The sequence below is a fragment of the Caldanaerobacter subterraneus genome, from assembly GCF_004345675.1.
Taxonomy (GTDB): domain Bacteria; phylum Bacillota; class Thermoanaerobacteria; order Thermoanaerobacterales; family Thermoanaerobacteraceae; genus Thermoanaerobacter; species Thermoanaerobacter subterraneus.
In genome coordinates this window covers 41,598-63,592 of record NZ_SLWU01000017.1, presented here as the reverse complement: position 1 = coordinate 63,592, position 21,995 = coordinate 41,598, and the positions used below count along the sequence as shown (strand labels likewise).

The following is a 21,995-nucleotide window of genomic DNA, read 5'->3' as shown; positions in this document are numbered from 1 at the left end:
CCTCTTGTTATTTGCTGCATAGTTCAATATTAACATTTAATGGTATTAAATACTTGATTCTGGTTATTAAAAATTATTGTTTTTGGACAGCCTCTATTTTTATTCAAATTAAATTGGCTTTGAGAAGGAGCTTTTCATCATTTAAAATTTCTTCAGGATACCCTATAGCTTCTATTTTATGTTCTTCATTTAGAATTATTATTCTATCTGAAAATTTTTTTGCCATCTCAAGGTCGTGGGTGGCGATGACAAGAGTGGCACCCTTTTGGTTTAATTCTTCTAATTTTGATAAAAGCCACTTTTTTGATCGCGGATCAAGGCCGTTAGTTGGTTCGTCTAAGAGTAAAACTTCAGGGTCTATTACCATTACTGAAGCTAAAGCTACTTTTTTCTTTTCTCCCCCACTTAGTCTGTGAGGAGGTCTATCTTTTAGTTTTTCAATTCCAAAGGAAATGAGAATCTCATTTACTAGTTTTTCTACTTCTTCTTTTTTCATACCCATCTGTAGGGGGGCAAAAGCTATTTCATCAAACACAGTTGTGTTAAAAAGCTGCACGTCAGAGTCTTGAAAGACAAAACCCACTCTTCTTCTAAATTCATATTCGTCAAAGGTTCTTTTATCTCCAATCACTTTTCCAAAAAATCGTATTTGACCTTCATGAGGATAAATTAGTCCATCCATTAGCTTTAAAAGAGTAGATTTTCCACTTCCATTTGCACCCAATATAAACAATTTTTCTTTAAGTTTCACGTCAAAACTTATGTCTATTAAAGCAGGAACTTTTGGGGTGTAAAAGTAAGACACGTTTTTTAGTTCAAAAACTTTATCCAATTTACAAAATCTCCTCCTGTAAAACTTTATAATTTGGCGTTAAATAGGGCTATTATAAAAATCAGATTAGAAGAAATCCAAATGTAATCCCATGGGGTCATTTTAAAAGAAGAGAAGGTTTTGTATTCTCCTCTATAACCTCTTGAGACCATCGCTTTGTACACTTCTTCTGTAAGTTCATTGGATCGTATTAAGATGCTTCCGATGACAGAAGCGACAAATTTCCTGCCATCTCTCCCTTTGATTTTTCCTACGTTTCTGCTTTTACGCGCTAAAAACGTATTTAAAGAGACTTCTAAAAACAAAAAGATATACCTGAAGGCCATCTCAAGAGTTGTGGTAAAAACCTGTGGCAGATGAAAAGATCTGAAGGCCTTTAATATATCTGTCCACTTTGTCGACAGGGACAAAATGTACACAAAAGATAGAGAGACAAATGACCTCATCATGAGTGTAAGAGAAGCTAAGGCGCCTTCTTTTGTGATGTATAAGTTTTTGCCAAAGTAAATTAGAGGACTTCCTTTTTCAAAAAAGTTGAAAGTTGAAGGTAAAAGTATTATTCCTGTAAAAATTATTGAGATAACAGCAACTCTTTTTATATAGGCTTTCAAAGGTATTTTTGAAAGAAAAGCTAGAACTACCGTATAAATAGCAAATACTGAAAGAAAAAGAATGCTCTTTCCAAAGTTAGCTATTACAATGAGAAGTAAAATAGATAAAAGTTTTACTCTTGGATCTAATGACTGCATAAGGCCTTTTTTTGCAGCAATTTCATCAGAATAAAACAAATCTTCAAAAATTCCATAGATGCCTTGAATAGTCTTTTCTAAAAATCTATCCATTTTTCTTCTTAACCCTTCCCATTACTCTTCCTAATATGGCAAATGTTATGAGTATTGCGGCAATGCCTATGACGGCTGAAAATACATAGCCTATCGCCTGTTGAAAGAAATTGGCGTCAAAGCCAGGAATACTGTAATCAGGCAGTATGCCTTTCACCAGTTCTGCAAATTTACTCATGCCTTCAGGCACATATCCTATCATTTCTTTGACTTCATCGAGGCTCCACTCACCCCACGCAGAACCTGAAGCCAGAAGGCCTAAAGGAGTAAGGAGAATAATTATTAAAGCTATGATATAAAGCTTTTTCATCTTTTTTCACCCCTTAGCCTGTAGGAGTACTGGTAGAGTATATTATCTTCTTCTACTTTTTCTAGGTAGTATATAACTAAAGCTGTTACAATAGCTTCTACGAAACCTGCAACAGTGAGATGAGCAAACATCATAGCAGGGATAGATATGTTAAGTTCATAAGGGAAATAAAGGGCTTTTCCTGTAGCTGTGTGGAAAAGCATTGGCTGTATGCCAAGCTCTACTGCTGTTGCAAAAGCTGCTGCATTTATTCCAGCATATGCACCTATTGCGGAGGATAAAACTTTCTTTAATTTAAGGCGCATCATAAGCTTGTAAACTCCGTATCCAACGAAGGGGGCTAGAAAAGCCATATTGAAAGTATTTGCTCCTAAAGCCAGTACCCCTCCATCGCCAAAGAGGAGGGCCTGTATTATAAGGGCTACCGTAACAGAAATGACCGCAGCCCAGGGGCCCAATACTATTGCCAGAAGGGTGGAGCCGATGGCATGGGCTGTTGTACCGCCCGGTATTGGGACGTTGAACATCATGACTGTGAAAGAAAAAGCCGAACCTATTGCCATCGTTGGTATGTCCTTCTTATCAAGCTCTTTATTTACTTCTTTTACGGATTTATAGAGAACAGGAACCATGGCGGCCCCCATTACAGCGCATGTCTGAGGGCTCAAGTACCCGTCAGGTATATGCATAAATCCTCACCTCTCATAAATTTTCACCGGTTGTAGTCATTACAAGCTTTCCATGCTTTACTCCCCTTGTGCTTATTATTTCATCGGCGATCTTCACAATTTCTTTTGCTTTGCCTCTTACTATCATGACTTCTATGCAGTTGTGCTCATCTAGATGTACATGCATAGTGGATATGATGTTTTTATAGTGTTTGTGCTGCATATCTGTGAGTTTATCGTTAATTTCTCTAACCTCATGGTTGAACACATAGGTTATTGTGCCTATTGTCTCAACATCCTCTGCTTCCCACTGATTTTCTACTATGAAATCTCTAATGAGGTCTCTTATGGCTTCGGACCTGTTATTATAATTTTTCTTTTCAATCAGTTCGTCAAACTGTTTTAAAAGCTTTGACTCCATGGAAACGCCAAAGCGCACGATGCCTTCCAGACAAATCCCTCCTTTATGCTGTGCTATTTTCTTAGAAAATAATAGCACTATTTTTTAGAGGAGTCAATTTCAGAAATTAATTTTTCATTAATGTTCTTTTAATGTTGGGGTTATAAAATGAAATTGAAAGTTGATGGTAGGCCATCAACAAAAAATAATGAAAGGGTGGTAAGAATGAGTAAAAAGCTAATAAGCTACATGGTGGCAGGTGCAATGGCATTAGGGTTAATAGGAGGTGCTACTTATCAGGGGATTGCAAAGGCACAGACTTCGCCCTCCACTCCTCCAGCAGTGACAGCAACAAAAGCAGCTACTTCAAATGACCAACAGAATGTAGAAGAGCAGCAACCAGTTTACCAGGGGACAATCAAAGTTGCCAATCCGCAAGACAATGGGAAAGGCAGCGAAGCTGTAAAAGACAATGAAGCACAGGAGAGTGCACAGCTTTCTTCCCTTACCAAAATAACACCTGATGAAGCAAAGGCAGCAGCATTGAAAGTAGTACCAGGAACAGTTGAGAAGGTAAGCCTTGACAATGAAAATGGATACCTTGTGTACAACGTAGAGATTAAGACAAATAGCGGTGTAGTTGATGTAAAAGTCGATGCAGGAAATGGTGCTGTATTGGCACAGGACAAGGGACAGGACAATGAAAAGCATGAAAAAGAAAAAGCTGGAGAAGTTGAAAAAGCAAATACTTCTGACAATGACACTGTACAACTTGAGCAACAGGGAGAAAACTAAAAAGGGGCGGGTTTCCGCCTCTTTTTTACATTGATTGTGATAACGATTTAATATATAATTAAACATAAGTAAAGGGGAGTAGCTTGCCACAGTATGTGGTTTAACCTGTCGTCAGCACGGGAAATTTTCTCCGGCAGGTTAGAAACTCCGGACGGAGTTTTGAGCAAGACCTTTATAGAGGTAAACACTATATAGGTCTTGCTTTTGTATGTTATATTTTACAAAAGGAGGAACTAATAATGAAGGCTTTTATAGAAGGAATATCAAATCTTACTTTAAGCCATGTTGTAATGTTTATAATTGGAGGTATCCTTATATATCTTGCAATAAAAAAGGAATACGAACCAATGTTACTTTTGCCAATAGGTTTTGGCATAATACTTGCCAATATTCCGTTTTCCTCTGCTATAGGGGAGAATGGATTTCTTACCATTCTATACAATGCAGGAATAAAAACAGAACTTTTTCCTATCCTTATTTTTATTGCAGTTGGGGCAATGATAGATTTTTCACCCCTTCTCCAGCAACCTTTCATGATATTTTTTGGCGCTGCAGCCCAACTAGGAATATTTTTAACAATAATTTTTGCCTATATACTGGGTTTTGATTTAAAAGAAGCAGCTTCTATAGGTATAATTGGCGCTGCAGATGGACCTACATCTATTTACGTAGCTAATTTATTTGCACCAAAGCTTTTAGGGCCTATATCAGTTGCAGCTTATTCCTATATGGCCTTAGTTCCAATAATCCAGCCCCCCGTGATAAGGATCCTGACTACTAAGGAAGAACGAAAAATTAGAATGGATTTGCGCATGAATAAAGTTTCAAAAACAGCTAAGATACTTTTTCCAATAGCGGTGACATTTGTTGCAGGAGTTTTAGTACCAAGTAGTGTTCCTCTTGTAGGTTCTTTAATGTTTGGTAACCTAATAAGAGAAAGCGGTGTGGTTGAACGGCTTTCAAAGGCTGCGCAAAATGAACTTGCCAATCTTGTAACACTTTTACTTGGGATAACAATAGGTTCTACTATGACTGCCGACAAATTTTTGACACCTACAACTCTTTTGATATTTGGAATGGGACTTATAGCTTTTATATTTGATACAGCGGGAGGAGTATTGTTTGCAAAGTTTTTAAATTTGTTTTTAAAGAATAAAGTAAATCCAATGGTAGGAGCTGCTGGAATATCGGCTTTTCCAATGTCATCTAGAGTTGTGCAAAAAATGGCCCAAGAAGAAGACCCTACAAATTTTATTTTGATGCAGGCAGCAGGAGCAAATGTCGCAGGCCAAATAGGTTCTATCATAGCAGGAGGTATTGTAATAGCACTTGTTAGTTCTATTGTGTAATTAAAAGTGTTGAGTTTGGACTATAGGGAGGAGGTTTTGCAGACCTCTGACTAGAGGAGTTAAAATTTAAAAGAGGTGGACAAAATGGATTTACTTAATATATTTAGAATCGCTATTGTAGGAATAGGAATGACTTTTTTGATGTTAGTCATATTTTTTGTGCTGATTAAAGTTTTAGTGAAAATATTTGACAACTAGGAAAATGGTGAATTTTTTAATTATAAAGCTGTTGTGATATAATAGATTTGTAAAGTTAGTTGCACATACAGGGGGTTCAAAAATGCCACTTAATGTAGTACTTGTTGAACCTGAGATACCCCAGAATACGGGTAATATTGCAAGAACCTGTGTACTTACAGGAAGCAGACTTCACCTTGTAAAACCTTTGGGTTTTAGTATAGATGAGAAAGATGTAAGAAGGGCAGGGCTTGACTATTGGCCCTTATTGGACCTCACGGTATATGAAAACCTTCAAGAGTTTCTGGAAAAGCATAAAGGGAAGAAGTTTTACCTTGCTACTACAAGAGCAAACAAATACTACCATGAAGTCAAATATGAAGACGAAGCTTTTTTGATTTTTGGAAAAGAAACGACAGGATTGCCTCAGTGGCTCATAGACGAATATTACGAGGACTGTATACGCATACCGATGCACGAGAAAATCCTCTGGAGATCTCTTAATTTGTCTAATTCCGTTGCCATAATAGTATATGAAGCCTTAAAGCAGTTGGGTTTTCCCAATATGAGATGAAATGAGGGAAATTTATGAAAAGAAAGATTATCCATGTTGATATGGACGCTTTCTTTGCGTCCATTGAACAACAGGATAATCCTGAATACAGAGGGAAGCCTGTCATTGTTGGAGGATTATCAGGAAGAGGTGTTGTTTCCACATGTTCTTATGAGGCGCGAAAGTACGGGATTCACTCTGCTATGCCAATGTACATGGCAAAAAAACTGTGCCCTCAGGGCATTTTTTTGCCTGTCAGGAGAAAACGATATGAAGAAGTATCAGAACAGATTTTTAAAATCTTATACGACATAACTCCCTTTGTAGAGCCTGTATCTATAGACGAGGCTTATTTAGATGTTACACATGTTGACAAAAATCCTGAGGATATTGCCCTGGAAATAAAGAAGAGAGTAAAAGATGCGACAGGCCTTACTGTTTCTGTAGGCATTTCTTACAACAAATTTCTTGCAAAGCTTGCCTCTGACTGGAATAAACCAGATGGTTTGATGGTGATAACAGAAGACATGGTACCAGAAATATTAAAGCCCCTTCCTGTTACGAAAGTCCATGGAATAGGCGAAAAATCTGCGGAAAAACTAAGAAGTATAGGGATAGAGACTGTGGAAGATTTATTAAAACTTCCTCAAGAAAATCTTATAGAACTTTTTGGGAAAACAGGGGTAGAGATATACAATCGAATTAGAGGTATTGATGAGAGGCCTGTCGAGACGATGAGGGAGATTAAGTCTATAGGGAAAGAAAAGACTTTGGAAAAAGATACAAAGAATAAAGAACTGCTAATTCAACATCTAAAAGAATTTTCTGAAATTGTATCGGAAGAGCTTATCAAAGAAAGGCTTTACTGCAGGACAGTTACTGTGAAAATAAAAACTGCAGATTTTGCTGTTCACACAAAGAGCAAAACAGTAGATAAATACATAAGATTTAGTGAAGACATTTATGAGGTGGCAAAAGGGATATTAGAAGAGTGGAAATTAGAGCAATATGTTAGACTGATAGGACTTTCTGTGTCTAATTTAAGCCCTGTGAAATATGAGCAATTGTCCTTCTTAGATAAAAGATTGGTTAAAGTAATAAAAGCTGGGAATTTGGCAGAAGAGATAAATAAAAGAATAGGGAAAAAAATAATCAAAAAAGGAAGCGAACTTCTAAAAGATAATAAATAGGCTAAAATGGGGGGGATTGAATTGGAAGCAAAAGAAGAGGAAAGGCGAAATGTAGCAAAAGAAGTCATGGAGATTGCCTGGCCTTCTATAGCTGAGCAAATGCTTGTGATGGCAGTAGGAATGATTTCCACCATATTTGTTGGACGTATAAGTGCGGCTGCCCTTGCCGCTGTAGGGCTTATAAACATGGTTATATTTTTTCTACAAGCAGTCTTTGCAGGATTGTCTACAGGTGTTACAGTGGTTGTGGCTAGACTTGTTGGTGAGGAAGATATTGAAGGGGTTAAGACTGCTACTTCGCAGTCTTTTATAATGGCAGTTTTTTTGACACTTTTATTTACACTTTTAGGATATGCCTTTGACATTCCTATCATAAAAACTCTCTTTGGCAAGATTGAGCCTGAGGTTTTTGAATTTGCTATTTTGTACTACAGAATTGCTCTCATAGGGTTTCCTTTTATGGTCATTGCCTTAATATTGGGAGGTGCATTAAGAGGGGCGGGGGATACAAAAACTCCCATGTATGTGACTGCAGTTGTAAACATAATAAACCTCATTTTAAATGCGCTTTTGGTTTTTGGTGTACCTTATAAAGGTAGGTACCTGATACCTCCTTTTGGTGTTAAAGGTGCGGCTTTTTCTGTGACAGCTGCGCGCATAGTAGGTGGGATACTTCTACCTTATTTAATTTATTCTGGGAAAAACCAGGCGGGAATAGCCATCAGAGGGCCCTTTAAATTAGATTTTGATATGATGAAAAGGATTATAAAAATAGGAGTTCCTGCCTCTTTAGAGCAGCTGGTGATGCAGGGAGGATTTTTAGTAGTTCAGATAATAGTGTCCACAATGGGCACAACAGCTATAGCCGTCTATCAAATAGGAATGAATGCAAACAGCCTTGCGTTTATGCCAATATTTGGTTTTTCAATAGCAGCTACAGCCTTAGTAGGAAGGAGCCTTGGGGCAGAAGAATTTGATATGGCGGAGACTTACGCCAAAGTTTCCAGGAATATTTCTGTTGTAGTAATTTCTGTTATAGGCGTTTTTATGTTTGTGTTTTCCAAACAGCTTGCAGCGCTTTATACTACCGATCCGGAAGTTATAAGAGTGTCTGCTAGCATTTTAAAAATATTTGCAGTAGTAGAGCCCTTTCTTGCAATTATGGTGGTGATGGCGGGAGTATTAAGGGCTGCAGGCGATATATCGTATGTTGTAGTTACTACTGTGGTAGGCCTTTGGCTTTTCAGGATAGTATTGGGTTCTTTTTTAGCTAAAAATTTTGGGATGGACATCTACGGGATATGGATTGGGGTTTTTACCGATTTTATAGTTCGTTCGATAATGTACATTTTTAGGTTTAGAGCAGGAAAGTGGAAGTACATAAAAGTATAAGGGTCCGCTAAAAGTCAGCGGACCTTTTTGCACACAAATTTCTCACATATTTGTAATAATTTTTGTATCATAATTTTCTGCTAGTATATTTACAAACCTTTCGATTAAAGAGGTGGCAATATGAAAAGGAAGTATGCATACGTAATTGTCGCTATCCTTCTAATTGCAGGTATTGCTACATTTTATTTTCTAAACAAAACCAAAACTTCTACTTCTTCACAGATTCCATACGTAACTGTTACTCGAGGAAACATTTCCATGACAATTACCGGTACAGGTAATTTAACAGGAGATGTGAGAGCGATTACTTTAAAAAACGGAGTTGTAAAAAAGGTGTATTTTAATGTAGGCGATTCAGTCAAAAAAGGTGACCTTTTATATGAACTTGAGGACGATAATTTAAATAATCAGCTGGAACAGGCTAAATTAAATCTTGATTTGGCGACTCAACAATTAAATCAGGACACAAAAAATTACAATAGCGCTGTTGCAAAACTTAGCATCACTTCTCCTGTTGACGGAGTAGTAGAAATTTTGGTAAAAGAAGGCCAAGATGTCACTCCAGGTATGCCAGTTGCAGTAGTTAATGTTAATAAATCTAATGGAAGCGAAGAAGGACAACCTTCTGGTAATAGCGGGACTAATGTCACAGCGCAAGTTTCAGGAACTGTGGAAAAAATATATGTTTCATCAGGGCAGAATGTCAGAAAGGGAGAGGTTTTAATTAAGCTTTCTTCAAGCAATATAAGTGATGCTCAAATACAAAGCGACAAAATAAAAGTAATGCAGGCTCAAAATAACTATAATCAAATTTTAAAGCAGATTGAGAGTTTAAAGATTTATTCTCCAATTGATGGGAAAATATTAAGTCAGAACATAAAAGAAGGAGATGTTCTGGGGAATTTTAGCAGTAACGCAGGCAATAATAATCTCAATGCTTCTTACGTGCAGACAGGTTTTGTGCCTGTTTTGGACATTACACAGCTTTCATCTTATGAGAGCCAGCCAGATACAGCAGTAATCGTAGGCAATTCGGGATATATTGTGAACCTTTCCGTTGATGAGACAGATATTAAGAATATAAAAATAGGTCAAAAGGTCCAGCTTACAACTGATGACTTACCAGGAAAGGTATTTAGTGGAACGGTATCTCAAGTATCACAGTTGCCAACTATACAGAATGGCGTTGCATCGTACAATGTAACTATACAGGTAGACCCGAGTGAGGATCTAATGCTTGGTATGTCAATGGATGTAGCTATTACAGTTGCAGAAAAAAACGATGTTTTACTCCTCCCTATACAGGCAGTACAGACGCTGGGAAATAGACAATATGTGATACTTTATACAGATGATATGAAAAATCAAAATCTTTCTGATGCCAATGCCAATAATATGAGGAACTTGTTTAGAAATAATATAAGGTTTATAGAAACAGGAATTCACAACAACAATTTTGTAGAAATAGTAAGTGGACTGCAGGAAGGCGACAGGGTGTTAATTCCTTTGAACTCCTCTTTGGCTAATAGTAACAATAGAAATCCTCAAGGCTTTAATTTTATGATGAGGCCGCAGGGAGGATTCAATAGAAATACTGAAAGGCCGAGTGGAAGCTTTCAAGGAGGAAGCTTTAACAGGTCATGGCAGAACAACTCTTCCTCAGGGGGCAATAATAGATGAATAGTGATAAAGTACTGATAAAAATGAGAAATTTAACAAAAATTTATAGAATCGGGCAGAATGAAGTAAGGGCATTAGATGGAATAGATTTGGATATCCGGAAAGGTGAATTTGTTTCAATTGTAGGACAGTCGGGCTCAGGTAAGACGACATTGATGAACATAATAGGTTGTCTTGATACGAAGACATCTGGTGAATATTTCCTTAATGGTATTGATACAAGTAAGCTTACTGATAATCAGCTGGCAGATTTGAGATGCAGTGAAATAGGGTTTGTATTTCAAAACTTCAATTTGCTGCAGAGGATGACTGCTTTAGAAAATGTAGAACTGCCTATGATATACAAAGGTGTTCCTGCAAAGGAGAGAAGAGAGAGAGCAGAGATGCTTTTAGAGCTTGTAGGGCTTAAAGACAGGATGAAGCACAGGCCCAATGAACTTTCAGGGGGTCAGCAGCAGAGGGTTGCTATAGCTAGAGCACTGGCTAATAATCCTCGTATAATTTTAGCAGATGAGCCTACAGGGAATTTAGATTCAAAAAGTGGAAATGAGATAATGAAAATAATAACTGAATTGAATGAAAGAGGTAATACAGTGGTGGTTGTCACTCACGACCCAAATATAGCAGCTCAGGCAAAGAGGATAGTGAGAATAAAAGATGGGCGCATTCTAGGGAATGAGGTGAAGGCGCAGTGAGATATGTACAGGCATTGAAAATTGCTATAAGGAGTATCTTTAGCAATAAGTTAAGGTCGTTTTTGACAATGTTGGGAATCATAATAGGTGTTACAGCTGTGATAGCGTTGGTCAGCATAGGGCAGGGTTCTACAAAGAGTGTAACTTCCCAAATTCAGAGCATGGGGTCAAACCTCATAATGGTGAGTGTTATGGGACGCGGATCTCAAGCGTCTCTCACTTATGAGCAAGCGATGACATTAAAGGATGGGAATTATATAAAAGCGGTTTCACCTGTCATCTCTTCAAATGTCACTGCTAAGTACGGCAACAATTCAGTAGATTCTGTTATGGTAAATGGAGTAAATAGTGATTACCAGGCAATTCGCAGCATACAGGTAGCTGAAGGAAGATTTATTTCGCCAATGGATGATGAGGGAAGAAATAAAGTTGCGGTTTTAGGGCACAATGTTGCGACAGAATTGTTTGGGTTTACAGATCCGGTTGGGAAAACTATAAAATTAAACGGTCAGGCTTTTACAGTAGTTGGAGTTTTAGCATTAAAAGGATCTTCAATTGCAGGTTCAGACGATGACGCAATATTTATTCCAATAAAGACCATGTTTTATTTTGACAAAAATAAAAATATAAGGCAAATATATATTGGGGCGTCAAATCCTGATACTGTAGAAATAGCCAAAAATATAATAAATAATCACCTGTTGGTGGTTTTTAAAGGCGATACCAGTGCTTTTAGGATAATTGACCAGTCACAGATTTTATCAACGGTAAATAGTGTTACTACTACGCTGAGTTTACTTCTTGGAGGAATTGCTGGGATTTCACTTTTAGTGGGTGGAATTGGAATAATGAATATAATGCTTGTATCGGTTACAGAAAGAACGAGAGAGATAGGAATAAGAAAAGCACTAGGGGCAAAAAAGAGAGATATTCTTCTACAGTTCATTATTGAGTCTTTAACTTTAAGCGGGTTGGGTGGAATATTGGGAATTATAGCAGGATATATTTTAGCAGTGACTTTAGGGAAGGCTATGAATATAGATGCAAATCCTACTTTGAGCACGATTTTGGTATCTTTTTCTTTTTCAGTTTTGGTGGGACTTTTCTTTGGCGTGTATCCTGCGAATAAGGCTGCTAATCTCAATCCAATTGAGGCTTTACGGTATGAATAATTTTTATTGATTTTTTGTCGAAAAAGATTTAAAATTGAATCGACAGTTTTTATAGGGGAGGAAATTGGATGATAAAGTGGACCGAGTCCTTGTCAGTAGGCAACGAAACTATAGAGAGTTCCTTGTAGACTGGTTTGTCAACCATATAAACAAAGAAGATAAAAAAGTAGGTGAATATATAAAAAACCGAAAATAAGCCTTTTTAGGCTATTTTTTTATTATCTTTTTTATGGTAAAATACTATTCAAATCTATCTAAAGGAGGAATGAGTATGAGGATTGTGAGAGTGGATAGAGAACCTGACAGTTATGGTATCCTAGAAAACGACAAGGTCATCTTATTGAAGGAGGGGGGAGCTTTTTTATACGGATTAAATGAAGTAAAACTTCTTCCTCCCTGTATTCCTTCTAAGGCTATATGCGTAGGTTTAAATTATAAAGACCACATAGAAGAGATGGGGGACAAAATTCCAGAGGAACCCACCTTATTTATAAAACCTTCCACTGCAGTAATTGGGCCTGATGATTACATAATTCTTCCTGAAATGTCTCGAAGAGTGGATTATGAAGGAGAATTGGCTGTTGTCATAGGAAGAAAAGCTAAAAATGTTTCTATAGAGGAAGCAAAAAATTACATACTTGGCTATACTATAGCCAATGATGTGACAGCAAGAGATCTGCAGGCAAAAGATGGCCAGTGGACAAGAGCCAAGTCTTTTGATACCTTTTTGCCTATAGGGCCTTGGATTGTGACAGACCTAGACCCTACTTCTTTAAATATAACTACATATGTAAACGGGGAAGTAAAGCAAAAGAGCAATACCCGACACCTCATATTTAACGTTCCAACGCTTGTAAGTTTTATATCTCACATAATGACATTAAATCCCGGCGACGTGATACTTACCGGAACACCTTCTGGCGTTGGTCCCTTAAAACCGGGAGACGTTGTAACTATTGAAATAGAGGGAATAGGGAGACTTACAAACAGAGTAAAGTAAAATCAAATTACAAAATGTATGATGAAATATACAACTAAACCAACTAATGAACAAATGAATTCCTACCAAAGCCCATTCGCGGCTTTTTATATTAAGCTTTCCTGCAGATATGATATTGGGTATATTTCCTGGAATCAGCATGCTGCCACTTATTAGAAGACCCATCAATATTGCTCAGATTTGTTCTGTTGTCATGTGAGGAGAAATTTCGGTCGCTGCCATATTTATCCAATATAAAAGTTGGCTATCAAGATGAATTATATAATTGTCAATAATAGGTTTAAATCCTGCACCTAAAAGTTCCAATGCCAGAATAAAAACGAAAATTTTAAATGCTTGAATAAGGATAAATTGAAATTTTTCAACTTTTTTATTTCTTCTATAATAAAATAGTTGTTTTTCTCAATTTGTTAATATATAATAAACCCAAAAAAGCCTCAGGCTAATACAGCTAGTATAATGTAAATACCTAAGGTAGTAAAAAGGTAAAAGAAGCTTTCATTTAATTTTGAGGTTACTATTGTTGATAAAGGTATCCAATTAGAGTCAATGCAGCACCTATGCCTATTGAAAGAGAAGCAATGACAGTAATCACTACTTTATCTTTGTATTTCAAAGGCAACAAGTGAATTATTTCTACTAATATTATTGAGGCTATTATGGCTGTAATTATATGAACAACAGAGGTGAGATTGCGGATTAATGAATTACAGTAAATAAAAATATTCCGTACAGTATTCCTCCGGACATGAGTATAAAAGGATTTACTGATTTTTTCATGTTTATCCATATTAAATTTAAAGTAGCAGAAGTCAATGCCAGAGCTACACTTAAAAAAGCTATTCCTGTTATATTCCATGGGGTAAACAAAATCCCCATAATAACTGGTATAGAAGACTGAAACACCATTGCACCCGTTATGTTTCCAAGCGCAAGAGTATCTTTTTTTTGCCCTACCCATACTATTGAATTAAATTTTTCAGGCAGTTCTGTTGCAATAGGTGTTATTACAAGAGAAAGTATGAGTGGAGATACTCCCATTAAATGAGAAAGGTCCTTAACATACCCTACAAACAAATGAGAACTGAAAATTATGCCAGAAAGAGAAATAAATAGTTGAATTATTATCCAAGATAATGTAGGAGGGAGGCTAAAAATCCGTGAAAACAAGAGTTCTTCTACATTTTGTTCTATTTTTCCTTCGCTATTGAATGTAGCTCTTACGTAAAGGAAATACAGGGTTAATAAAAGTAAAACTGATGCGAGTCTCACTTCATTGAACTGGTTGAACACGGAGGTAAATATAGCTAGTGTGTAAATCAATATAAAATATTCAAGGTCTCTTCTGAAGACATTAGGGTCTGCGTTCATTTTAATACTTCTTTTATTTGCAGATGAATACAGTATTACCGAAGCTCCCGTCATCAAAAATCCCAGTGTTGAAAGCATAAAAGGTGCGCCTAAAATCGCTCCTGTGGCAATTTGACTTGCTTCTTTTCCACTATAAAAGATAATAGCAATGATAGGTATAATTGTCTCTGGAAAGGCAGTCCCAACAACCGCCAAGATACTTCCCACTACTCCTTGATTGAGGTTTAGTTTTTTTCCCAACCACTCTACCGAGTTGGTGAAAAAAATGCAGGAGATGAGTATGAATGCAAGGCTTAAAATCAGCATTATAACGTCCTGTATCATTTCTACACTCCTTTGTACAGGCTGTTTTGTTTTCTCAGTGGAATATTGTATCACAAAAAAATAAAATAATTCAACATGGAGAAAATGATGGTATAATTATATTTAGAAGAAAGTGCAGGTGTTGTGAGAATGGAAGATAAGCAAGGTTTTGCCTTGCTTTTTATTGTAATATAGAAAACTTAGGAGCTGATTTTATGAGCATAAGGTTTATATACGGAAGGGCAGGAAGTGGCAAAACCTATTTCTGTCTTGAAGAAATAAAACATAAATTAAATGACGGTGCTGACCATCCTCTTATCCTTCTTGTCCCAGAACAATTTACATTTGAGGCGGAGAAGTACCTTCTTGATATGATTGAACGCGATGAGAAGATGAGGGCACAGGTTTTAAGCTTTAAAACCCTGGCAAACAGGGTCTTTGTAGAAGTAGGGGGGCTTGCCCGTCAGCATATGAAGGCCTGTGGAAAGTCTATGGTAATATACAAAGTCTTGGAAGAAAACAAGGAAAAACTCAAAGTATATTCCAAGGCTTCTAGACAGCAAGGATTTGTTAAAAAAATTTCTGAGGCCATAACTGAATTCAAGAGATTTGATGTCACACCTTTTCAGTTAATTGACGCTAGCGAAAAAATAGAGAAATTGGGATTAAAGGAAAAACTTGAGGACTTAGTCCTCATATATTCTTCTTTTGAAGAGGTATTGCACAAAAACTACATAGACGAAGAAGATGAGTTAGACCTTTTATCTAAAAAACTGGAGAAGTCTTTGCAGTTTGAAGGAGCAGAGTTTTGGATAGATGGCTTTACCGGTTTTACTCCAAAGCAATATAAGGTGATAGAAAAGCTTTTAAAGAAAGTTACAAGGGTGAGTGTGACCTTGACATTAGACCCTTCAATAGATTCAATTGATCCTACCCACCTTTTTTACACTACAAAAAAAACAGAAGAAAGACTAATTAAAATATGTGAAACCAATGGCATTTCAGTTGAGGAGCCTGTTAATTTGAACAAAGGAATACCCAAAAGATTTGAACATAATAAAGAGCTTGCTTTTTTGGAGAAAAATTTCTTTTCACATCCTTACGAAATTTACAATGAAGAGACAAAAAATATAAGCATTTTTAAAGCTACAAATATGTACAGCGAGGTAGAAGAGGTAGCTCGCGATATAGCTAGATTGATAAGAGATGAACACATGAGATACTCTGACATTGTGGTTGCCACAAGGGACCTAAAAAGATATTATAAGCTTGTAAAAGCTATATTTTCCCATTATGGTATTCCTCACTTTATCGATTTGAAGATAAACATAACTAACAATCCCATCATAGTATATGTGATTTCTATTTTTGAAATATATCTAAAAAATTGGTCTTATGAATCGGTTTTTAGATACCTCAAGACAGGTTTTACGGGAATAGACAAAGAGGAAATAAATCTTTTGGAAAACTACGTTTTGGCAAACGGAATAAAAGGGAATAAATGGAAAGAAAGATGGGAGTACAGAATAGACTATAAAACTGACAGCCTTTTGATGGAGGAGAGGGAAAAACAGATTATAAATAAAGTAAATGAAGTAAGGGAAAGAGTGTATTTGCCTTTAGAGAAGTTTTACACAAGATTTTCTCATTCAAAAAATGTAAAAGAAGCCTGCGAAGTCCTTTATGATTTTTTGGTTGAGAATAAATTGCCTGAGAAGATAGAAAAGTTTATTGAAGAGTTTAAAAACAGGGGAGAATTTGACACAGCAAATCAATACGCTCAAATTTGGGACATAGTGGTGGACGTGTTGGACCAAATGGTAGAAGTGCTGGGAGAAGAAAAAATTTCTTTAGAGCAATTTGCACGGCTTATATCCATAGGTTTTGATGAGTACCAGATTGCAAGCATTCCACCTGCATTAGACGAAGTCTTGGTCACAAGTGTGGACAGGATGAAAAGTCACAACAGCAAAGTTCTTTACCTTCTTGGAGCAAATGACGGGGTATTTCCAGCCTCCTCCTTTGAAGAAGGCATATTTTCAGACGAAGAGAGAAATTTGCTTTCATCTTTGGACCTTGAGCTTGACAGAGATACAAAGGCAAAGGTATTTGAAGAACAATTTCTAGTGTACACAGCTTTAACTTCCGCCAGCGAGTTTCTTAAAATAAGCTATCCAATTGCAGACCACGAAGGGAGGAGCCTAAGGCCTTCTATAATAATTTCTCGCTTAAGAAGGATATTTCCTAAGATAAAGGTTAGTACAAATATCGTGGAAATGGACACAGACGAAGAAAATCTAAACCGGGTGACAGTGCCTTTGCCCACTTTTAATGAGATGATTAAATCTTTCAAAAAATGGAATATTACAGGCAAAATTCACCCTATTTGGCTGGAGGTCTATAAATGGTATAGGACAAAAGATGAGTGGAAGAAAAAATTAGAAGATACTTTAGAAGGTTTTGTCTATGACAATCAGATAAAAAGAATACCTCCTTTAAAGATAAAAAAGCTTTACGGAGAAGAAATGGAGTTTAGTGTATCAAGGCTTGAGAAGTATGCTGCCTGTCCTTTTGCCTATTTTGTGCAGTACGGGCTTAAGGCTAAAGAGAGAAAAATTTACGGTTTTGAGCCTCCTGACCTTGGAATTTTCATGCATAATGTCCTCAATGAAATTGCCAAGGCTTTAGAAAAGGAGGAGCTTACCTGGCAGGAGATTGATAAAGAGTGGTGTAATGATGCAGTTGACATAATTGTAGAAGAGATGGTAGACAAAATTCCGGGCTACATCCTAAAGAGCAGTTCTCGATACAGATACCTCGCAAACAGACTAAAGAGGGTGCTGTCCAAGGCTGTATGGATAATTTCTGAACACATGAAGAGGAGCTCTTTTGTGCCTTTAGGTCATGAAGTGGCTTTTGGTGAAAATCAAAAATATCCTCCTATAAAAATCGTGCTTTCAAACGGAGAAGAAATAAAGCTGATAGGCAGAATTGACAGAGTGGACGTCCTTGAAAAAGAAGGAGAAACATATGTAAGGATAATAGACTATAAATCGGGAGACAAAACTCTTGACCTTTCAGATGTACTTTATGGACTTGAACTTCAGCTTCTTGTGTACTTAGATGCCATTTTGGAGAGCGCTTTTGAAGGGAAGGCAAACTTATCTCCTGCGGGGATATTCTACTTCAAAATAGACGATCCTATTGTGAGGGCAGACAAAGATATTTCTGATGAGGAATTGTATAAGGAAATAATGAAAAGGCTGCGGTTAGAAGGATTTGTGCTTAAAAACTTAGATATAATAAGGGAGATGGATAAATTGATAGAAGGGACTTCCTATATAATCCCTGCTTCTATCAATAAGGATGGGACTATCGGCAAAAACACAAAAGGACTGACAGAAGAGCAATTTGAGATTTTAAGAAAATTTGTAAAGAAAAAGAGCAGAAAGCTCGCTGAGGAAATGCTCCAAGGGGATATTTCCATTTTGCCTTACAAGAAAGAAAAGGAGACGGCCTGCCAGTACTGCCCTTACTCTTCTATATGCAAATTTGAGACCAATTTTAAGGGCAATGACTACAGGAGAATAGAAAGCAAAGAAGAAAAACTGTGGAGTATTTTTGAAGAGGAAGTGAAAGAAGATGGAAGTCAAGTGGACGGAAGAACAGAGGGAAGCGATAACAACGAGGGGTAAAAATGTTTTGGTGGCAGCGGCTGCCGGTTCAGGGAAAACAGCAGTGTTAGTAGAGAGGATTATAAATATTGTGACAGACCCAGAAAAACCTGTAGACATAGATAGATTGCTGGTCGTCACTTTTACCAATGCAGCTGCTTCTGAGATGAGAGAAAGAATTGCAGAAAGGTTAATTTCCCTCCTTGACCAGCATCCGGAGGACAAAAGGCTTGCTGACCAGCTTACACTCCTTAATAAAGCTACTATTACGACAATCCACTCTTTTTGCTTAGATGTAGTGAGAAAGCATTTCTTTTTGCTGGACTTGGACCCTAGTTTCAGGGTAGGAGATGATACAGAGACATTGCTTTTAAAGCTGGAGGCGATGGAGGAGCTTTTTGAGGAGCTGTACGAGAAAAATGATGAGGGCTTTCTCCTTCTGGTGGAGAGCTATGGCGGGACAAAGGGGGACCAATATCTTCAGGATGTACTTTTGAAGCTCTATGGATTCATAAGGTCCTTGCCATGGCCTGAGAAGTGGCTGAATGATGTGCTTGAGGCTTTCGAGGTGAAAGAAGACTTCTCTTTTGAAGATTCCAAATGGGCGGAAGTGATACTAGACAGCATAAAAGTAGAAATTTTAGGGCTTTTAAATGGGATGAGTGTCGCGATTGAGAAGTTAAGAGAGGAAAGGGGATTAGAGGGCTATCTCTCGCTTTTTCAATCGGAGGCACATCATTTAAAAGAGTTAATTGATTCAAAAAGCTGGAATGAATTCAAGAAAAAAATAGAGGCCATCTCTTTTGAGAGACTTCCTAAAGCTAGCAAGGAAGCTGATGCAGAAGTAAAGGAAGAAGTCAGGAAATTGAGAGAGGACGTAAAAAAGCGGATAAGGGAAATAAGAGATAAATTTTTTATAGATGAAGAAGAAGAGATTAAAAGAGAGATAAAGAAATTGTATCCTGTCATGAAAGCTTTGGCAGATTTGATTTTGATGTTTGATAAAAAGTACGGAGAAAAGAAAAAGGAAAAAGGTGTGATAGACTTTGAGGACATAGAACATTTTGCTCTAAAGATTTTGAGTAATGAAGAAGTAGTTTCTTACTACAGAGAAAAGTTTGAAGAAATATTCATAGATGAATACCAAGATTCAAGCCTGATACAGGAGGCTATACTGAGTTTGATTGCTAGGGACAATCCACCGAACAGGTTTATGGTGGGAGATGTGAAGCAGAGCATATACAGATTTAGGCAGGCCAATCCTTATATATTTTTTGAGAAATACACAAGTTATTCTCAAGAAGGGGAAAATAAGAAAATACTCCTTTATAAAAATTTTAGAAGCAGGAAAGAGATTATAGACGCAGTAAATTACATATTTGAAAAGATAATGTCAAAAAACATAGGCGAAGTAGACTACTCAGAGGAAGAAAAATTAAATTATGGGGCAAATTATGAAAGTAATCCTTTTGAAAAGGAAAATGAAAGGACTGTAGAAGTTCACTTGATAGAGAGAGAAAGAGAAGAGGAATTTGAAGAAGATGAAGAAATTTTGGACGATATGCAGGTGGAAGCCCATGTTGTTGGGGAGAGGATAAAAGGTCTTTTTAGAGAAGGATTTAAAGTGTATGACAAAGAAATTGGGGGGTACAGGCCTGTTGAATATAGAGACATTTGCGTGCTTTTAAGAGCTACTGAAAAATGGGCTTATGCTTTCGAAGAGGAATTTGTAAAGATGGGAATTCCTGTTTTCGCAGATACTAATGCCGGCTACTTTGATACTGCGGAAATAAAGACAATGCTTTCCCTTCTGCAGGTGATAGACAATCCAATGCAGGACATACCTCTTCTGGCAGTACTGAGGTCTCCGATATTTTCTTTCACCGAGGAAGAACTTGTCGATATAAGATTGGAAGATGCTGACGGAACTATATATGAAGCCTTAAAAAAAGCTTCTTTGAGAGAAGATGAACTGGGAGAAAAGGTGAGAAATTTTTTGGATTCATTAAAAAGGTGGCAGGAAAAATCAATTTACATGCCTGTGGATGAGTTTTTGTGGTACTTGTACGAAGAGACGGGTTTTTACTCCTATGTCGGGGCGATGCCCCAAGGAGTAGAGAGGCAGGCTAATTTGAGGGTGCTTTTTGAAAGGGCTAAAGAGTACGAGGAGACGAGTTTCAAAGGGCTTTTTAACTTTGTCAATTTTATAAACCGCTTAAAGACGACGAGTACAGATATGGGAAGTGCTAAGACAGTTGGGGAAAATGAGAATGTAGTGAGGGTAATGAGCATACACAAAAGCAAAGGCTTGGAATTTCCTATTGTGATAGTGGCTGGGTTGGGAAAGCAGTTTAATACGAAGGATTTGAACGAAAAAATTCTCTATCATCATTTTCTAGGCATTGGGCCCGAATTTGTGGATTATAGAAGAAGGCTTTCATATCCCAGCATTGTAAAAGAAGCCATAAAATATAAAATAAAGCTAGAAAGCCTTTCTGAAGAGATGAGAGTTCTGTATGTAGCTTTAACACGGGCAAAAGAAAAGCTCATTCTGGTGGCAAGCGTAAAAGACATAAAAGAAAGAGCAAAAAAATGGGGCAAAGCAAAACTTCTGGGGAAAAAGATTTCTGAGTACGATGTATTAAAGAGCAGAAGCTATATAGACTGGATAGGTTCTGCCTTAATCAGGCATAGGGATCTTAAGCTTTTGAGGGAATTTGCAGAAATTTCTCCAGAATTGGAACAAGACTCTTCAAAATGGGAAGTGAAAATTTGGAACAAAAGAGATGTTATTGTTGAAAGGAAAAAAGATGAAGGAATAGAAGTCTTGGAGAGATTAAATGCTCTCAATTTAGAAGGTTTACACACAGAGTTCAGAAAAGAGGTTGAAGAAAGGCTTAACTACGTTTATCCTTATGATAGGTCGAGCAAGCTTCCTGCCAAGCTCTCTGTTACGGAAATCAAGAGGATTCTAAATGATGAAGTGATTGATGAGGAGACTACTTCTATTTTTGAGAGAAGAGTTTTAAAAACCCCCCTCTTTTTGGAGAAGAAAAGGGGACTGACTCCTGCTGAAAGGGGAATAGCCATGCACCTTGTCATGCAAAAGCTTGACCTTTCAAAGGATTTGTCTTACCGGGGGATAAAAGAACAGATTAAGGATATGGTGAAAAATGAAATTCTGACAGAAGAGCAGGCAAAAGAAGTGGATGCAAATAAAATAGAAAGATTTTTTAAAACTCCACTGGGGAAAAGGTTACTTAAGGCAAAGGAAGTAAGAAGGGAAGTGCCTTTTCACATAAAGATTAGTAGCAGAGAAATTTATAGAGATTTGCCTGAAGTGTATCAAGAAGAATTTATAGCTGTACAGGGAATTATTGACTGCTTTTTTGAAGAAGAAGGAGAGCTAGTTTTAATAGACTATAAGACAGATTATGTTGAAAATGGGAAGATCGAAGAAATCAGGGATAAATACAGAGTTCAGATAGACCTCTATGGAAAGGCTTTAGAAGAAATCACGGGAAAGAAGGTAAAAGAGAAGTACATCTACCTCTTTTTTAATGATACTATCATAAAGTACTAAGGGTGATAA

Annotated in this window: 20 protein-coding genes and 1 pseudogene; 12 read left to right on the top strand and 9 right to left on the bottom strand. The window is 37.0% G+C overall.

All coding sequences use genetic code 11. The annotated features are described in order from the left end of the window. Positions 1–103: 103 nt before the first annotated feature. From EV203_RS08720 to nikR, 5 genes are read right to left on the bottom strand one after another with little or no spacing between them, the layout of a single operon-like run. Positions 104–832, bottom strand: a complete 729-nt coding sequence (locus tag EV203_RS08720) for an energy-coupling factor ABC transporter ATP-binding protein (protein WP_132040114.1) — start codon at positions 830–832, stop codon at positions 104–106. Positions 833–858: 26 nt separating this feature from the next. Further along, positions 859–1,674, bottom strand: coding sequence for a cobalt ECF transporter T component CbiQ (gene cbiQ / locus EV203_RS08715; RefSeq protein WP_132040112.1), 816 nt, complete (start codon positions 1,672–1,674; stop codon positions 859–861). Continuing rightward, positions 1,667–1,984 carry a PDGLE domain-containing protein gene (locus tag EV203_RS08710; protein WP_011024724.1) on the bottom strand — a complete coding sequence of 106 codons (318 nt, stop codon included), beginning with the start codon at positions 1,982–1,984 and terminating at the stop codon, positions 1,667–1,669. The genes cbiQ and EV203_RS08710 overlap by 8 nt, the downstream gene beginning before the upstream one ends. Continuing rightward, entirely contained in the window at positions 1,981–2,673 is a 693-nt protein-coding gene (gene cbiM / locus EV203_RS08705) for a cobalt transporter CbiM (RefSeq protein WP_132040110.1), read from the bottom strand. Before cbiM ends, EV203_RS08710 begins: the two co-directional genes overlap by 4 nt. Positions 2,674–2,686: 13 nt before the next feature. Then, positions 2,687–3,151 carry a nickel-responsive transcriptional regulator NikR gene (nikR, locus tag EV203_RS08700; RefSeq protein WP_132040108.1) on the bottom strand — a complete coding sequence of 155 codons (465 nt, stop codon included), beginning with the start codon at positions 3,149–3,151 and terminating at the stop codon, positions 2,687–2,689. Between the two features lie 69 nt (positions 3,152–3,220). Here nikR and EV203_RS08695 point away from each other — a divergent pair, with 69 nt between their 5' ends. The 10 genes from EV203_RS08695 (at position 3,221) to EV203_RS08650 (ending at position 13,055) form a co-directional block, all read left to right on the top strand. Further along, the gene (locus tag EV203_RS08695) at positions 3,221–3,847 is read left to right on the top strand and encodes a PepSY domain-containing protein (protein WP_132040106.1); all 627 of its coding nucleotides are present in this window, start codon (positions 3,221–3,223) and stop codon (positions 3,845–3,847) included. Between the two features lie 239 nt (positions 3,848–4,086). After that, entirely contained in the window at positions 4,087–5,196 is a 1,110-nt protein-coding gene (locus EV203_RS08690) for a sodium ion-translocating decarboxylase subunit beta (protein WP_009610020.1), read from the top strand. A gap of 84 nt (positions 5,197–5,280) precedes the next feature. Then, a complete protein-coding gene (locus EV203_RS14125) occupies positions 5,281–5,394 on the top strand; it encodes an OadG-related small transporter subunit (RefSeq protein ID WP_259082306.1) in 114 nt (37 codons plus the stop codon). 82 nt (positions 5,395–5,476) lie between these two features. After that, a complete protein-coding gene (locus tag EV203_RS08685; RefSeq protein ID WP_011024727.1) occupies positions 5,477–5,947 on the top strand; it encodes a tRNA (cytidine(34)-2'-O)-methyltransferase in 471 nt (156 codons plus the stop codon). Positions 5,948–5,961: 14 nt separating this feature from the next. Further along, a complete protein-coding gene (locus EV203_RS08680) occupies positions 5,962–7,116 on the top strand; it encodes a DNA polymerase IV (protein WP_022587478.1) in 1,155 nt (384 codons plus the stop codon). 21 nt (positions 7,117–7,137) lie between these two features. Continuing rightward, the gene (locus tag EV203_RS08675; RefSeq protein ID WP_132040104.1) at positions 7,138–8,508 is read left to right on the top strand and encodes an MATE family efflux transporter; all 1,371 of its coding nucleotides are present in this window, start codon (positions 7,138–7,140) and stop codon (positions 8,506–8,508) included. Between the two features lie 120 nt (positions 8,509–8,628). Beyond that, positions 8,629–10,188 carry an HlyD family efflux transporter periplasmic adaptor subunit gene (locus EV203_RS08670; protein WP_011024728.1) on the top strand — a complete coding sequence of 520 codons (1,560 nt, stop codon included), beginning with the start codon at positions 8,629–8,631 and terminating at the stop codon, positions 10,186–10,188. Then, entirely contained in the window at positions 10,185–10,883 is a 699-nt protein-coding gene (locus EV203_RS08665) for an ABC transporter ATP-binding protein (RefSeq protein ID WP_132040102.1), read from the top strand. The genes EV203_RS08670 and EV203_RS08665 overlap by 4 nt, the downstream gene beginning before the upstream one ends. After that, complete coding sequence (locus EV203_RS08660) at positions 10,880–12,055, top strand: ABC transporter permease (RefSeq protein WP_132040100.1); 1,176 nt, start codon at positions 10,880–10,882, stop codon at positions 12,053–12,055. The genes EV203_RS08665 and EV203_RS08660 overlap by 4 nt, the downstream gene beginning before the upstream one ends. A gap of 271 nt (positions 12,056–12,326) precedes the next feature. Beyond that, complete coding sequence (locus EV203_RS08650) at positions 12,327–13,055, top strand: fumarylacetoacetate hydrolase family protein (RefSeq protein ID WP_132040098.1); 729 nt, start codon at positions 12,327–12,329, stop codon at positions 13,053–13,055. On the opposite strand, the pseudogene EV203_RS14120 reads toward EV203_RS08650, so the two are convergent. The 4 genes and pseudogenes from EV203_RS14120 to EV203_RS08625 all read right to left on the bottom strand — a co-directional run bounded on the left by EV203_RS14120 (position 12,987) and on the right by EV203_RS08625 (position 14,750). After that, positions 12,987–13,367 (bottom strand): annotated as a pseudogene (locus EV203_RS14120) (DUF1646 family protein). The gene EV203_RS08650 and the pseudogene EV203_RS14120 overlap by 69 nt on opposite strands. Before the next feature lie 125 nt (positions 13,368–13,492). Then, complete coding sequence (locus EV203_RS14115) at positions 13,493–13,576, bottom strand: DUF1646 family protein (RefSeq protein WP_279432259.1); 84 nt, start codon at positions 13,574–13,576, stop codon at positions 13,493–13,495. Beyond that, positions 13,573–13,845, bottom strand: coding sequence for a DUF1646 family protein (locus EV203_RS14110; protein ID WP_132040094.1), 273 nt, complete (start codon positions 13,843–13,845; stop codon positions 13,573–13,575). The genes EV203_RS14115 and EV203_RS14110 overlap by 4 nt, the downstream gene beginning before the upstream one ends. Then, positions 13,755–14,750, bottom strand: coding sequence for a sodium:calcium antiporter (locus EV203_RS08625; protein WP_132040092.1), 996 nt, complete (start codon positions 14,748–14,750; stop codon positions 13,755–13,757). The genes EV203_RS14110 and EV203_RS08625 overlap by 91 nt, the downstream gene beginning before the upstream one ends. Positions 14,751–14,944: 194 nt before the next feature. Here EV203_RS08625 and addB point away from each other — a divergent pair, with 194 nt between their 5' ends. Then, positions 14,945–18,424: a helicase-exonuclease AddAB subunit AddB gene (addB, locus tag EV203_RS08620; protein WP_132040090.1), complete on the top strand. Its 3,480-nt coding sequence runs from the start codon at positions 14,945–14,947 to the stop codon at positions 18,422–18,424. Further along, a complete protein-coding gene (addA, locus tag EV203_RS08615; RefSeq protein ID WP_132040088.1) occupies positions 18,372–21,986 on the top strand; it encodes a helicase-exonuclease AddAB subunit AddA in 3,615 nt (1,204 codons plus the stop codon). The genes addB and addA overlap by 53 nt, the downstream gene beginning before the upstream one ends. Positions 21,987–21,995: the final 9 nt, after the last annotated feature.

Bases quoted from the DNA above. Each gene is read 5' to 3' on its own strand.
- addB (WP_132040090.1), top strand. From the start codon at position 14,945: ATGAGCATAAGGTTTATATACGGAAGGGCAGGAAGTGGCAAAACCTAT.
- EV203_RS08710 (WP_011024724.1), bottom strand. From the start codon at position 1,984: ATGAAAAAGCTTTATATCATAGCTTTAATAATTATTCTCCTTACTCCT.
- EV203_RS08670 (WP_011024728.1), top strand. From the start codon at position 8,629: ATGAAAAGGAAGTATGCATACGTAATTGTCGCTATCCTTCTAATTGCA.
- cbiQ (WP_132040112.1), bottom strand. From the start codon at position 1,674: ATGGATAGATTTTTAGAAAAGACTATTCAAGGCATCTATGGAATTTTT.
- EV203_RS08680 (WP_022587478.1), top strand. From the start codon at position 5,962: ATGAAAAGAAAGATTATCCATGTTGATATGGACGCTTTCTTTGCGTCC.
- cbiM (WP_132040110.1), bottom strand. From the start codon at position 2,673: ATGCATATACCTGACGGGTACTTGAGCCCTCAGACATGCGCTGTAATG.
- EV203_RS08685 (WP_011024727.1), top strand. From the start codon at position 5,477: ATGCCACTTAATGTAGTACTTGTTGAACCTGAGATACCCCAGAATACG.
- EV203_RS08665 (WP_132040102.1), top strand. From the start codon at position 10,185: ATGAATAGTGATAAAGTACTGATAAAAATGAGAAATTTAACAAAAATT.
- EV203_RS08625 (WP_132040092.1), bottom strand. From the start codon at position 14,750: ATGATACAGGACGTTATAATGCTGATTTTAAGCCTTGCATTCATACTC.
- EV203_RS14110 (WP_132040094.1), bottom strand. From the start codon at position 13,845: ATGGATAAACATGAAAAAATCAGTAAATCCTTTTATACTCATGTCCGG.
- EV203_RS14125 (WP_259082306.1), top strand. From the start codon at position 5,281: ATGGATTTACTTAATATATTTAGAATCGCTATTGTAGGAATAGGAATG.
- addA (WP_132040088.1), top strand. From the start codon at position 18,372: ATGGAAGTCAAGTGGACGGAAGAACAGAGGGAAGCGATAACAACGAGG.
- EV203_RS08650 (WP_132040098.1), top strand. From the start codon at position 12,327: ATGAGGATTGTGAGAGTGGATAGAGAACCTGACAGTTATGGTATCCTA.
- EV203_RS08695 (WP_132040106.1), top strand. From the start codon at position 3,221: ATGAAATTGAAAGTTGATGGTAGGCCATCAACAAAAAATAATGAAAGG.
- EV203_RS08690 (WP_009610020.1), top strand. From the start codon at position 4,087: ATGAAGGCTTTTATAGAAGGAATATCAAATCTTACTTTAAGCCATGTT.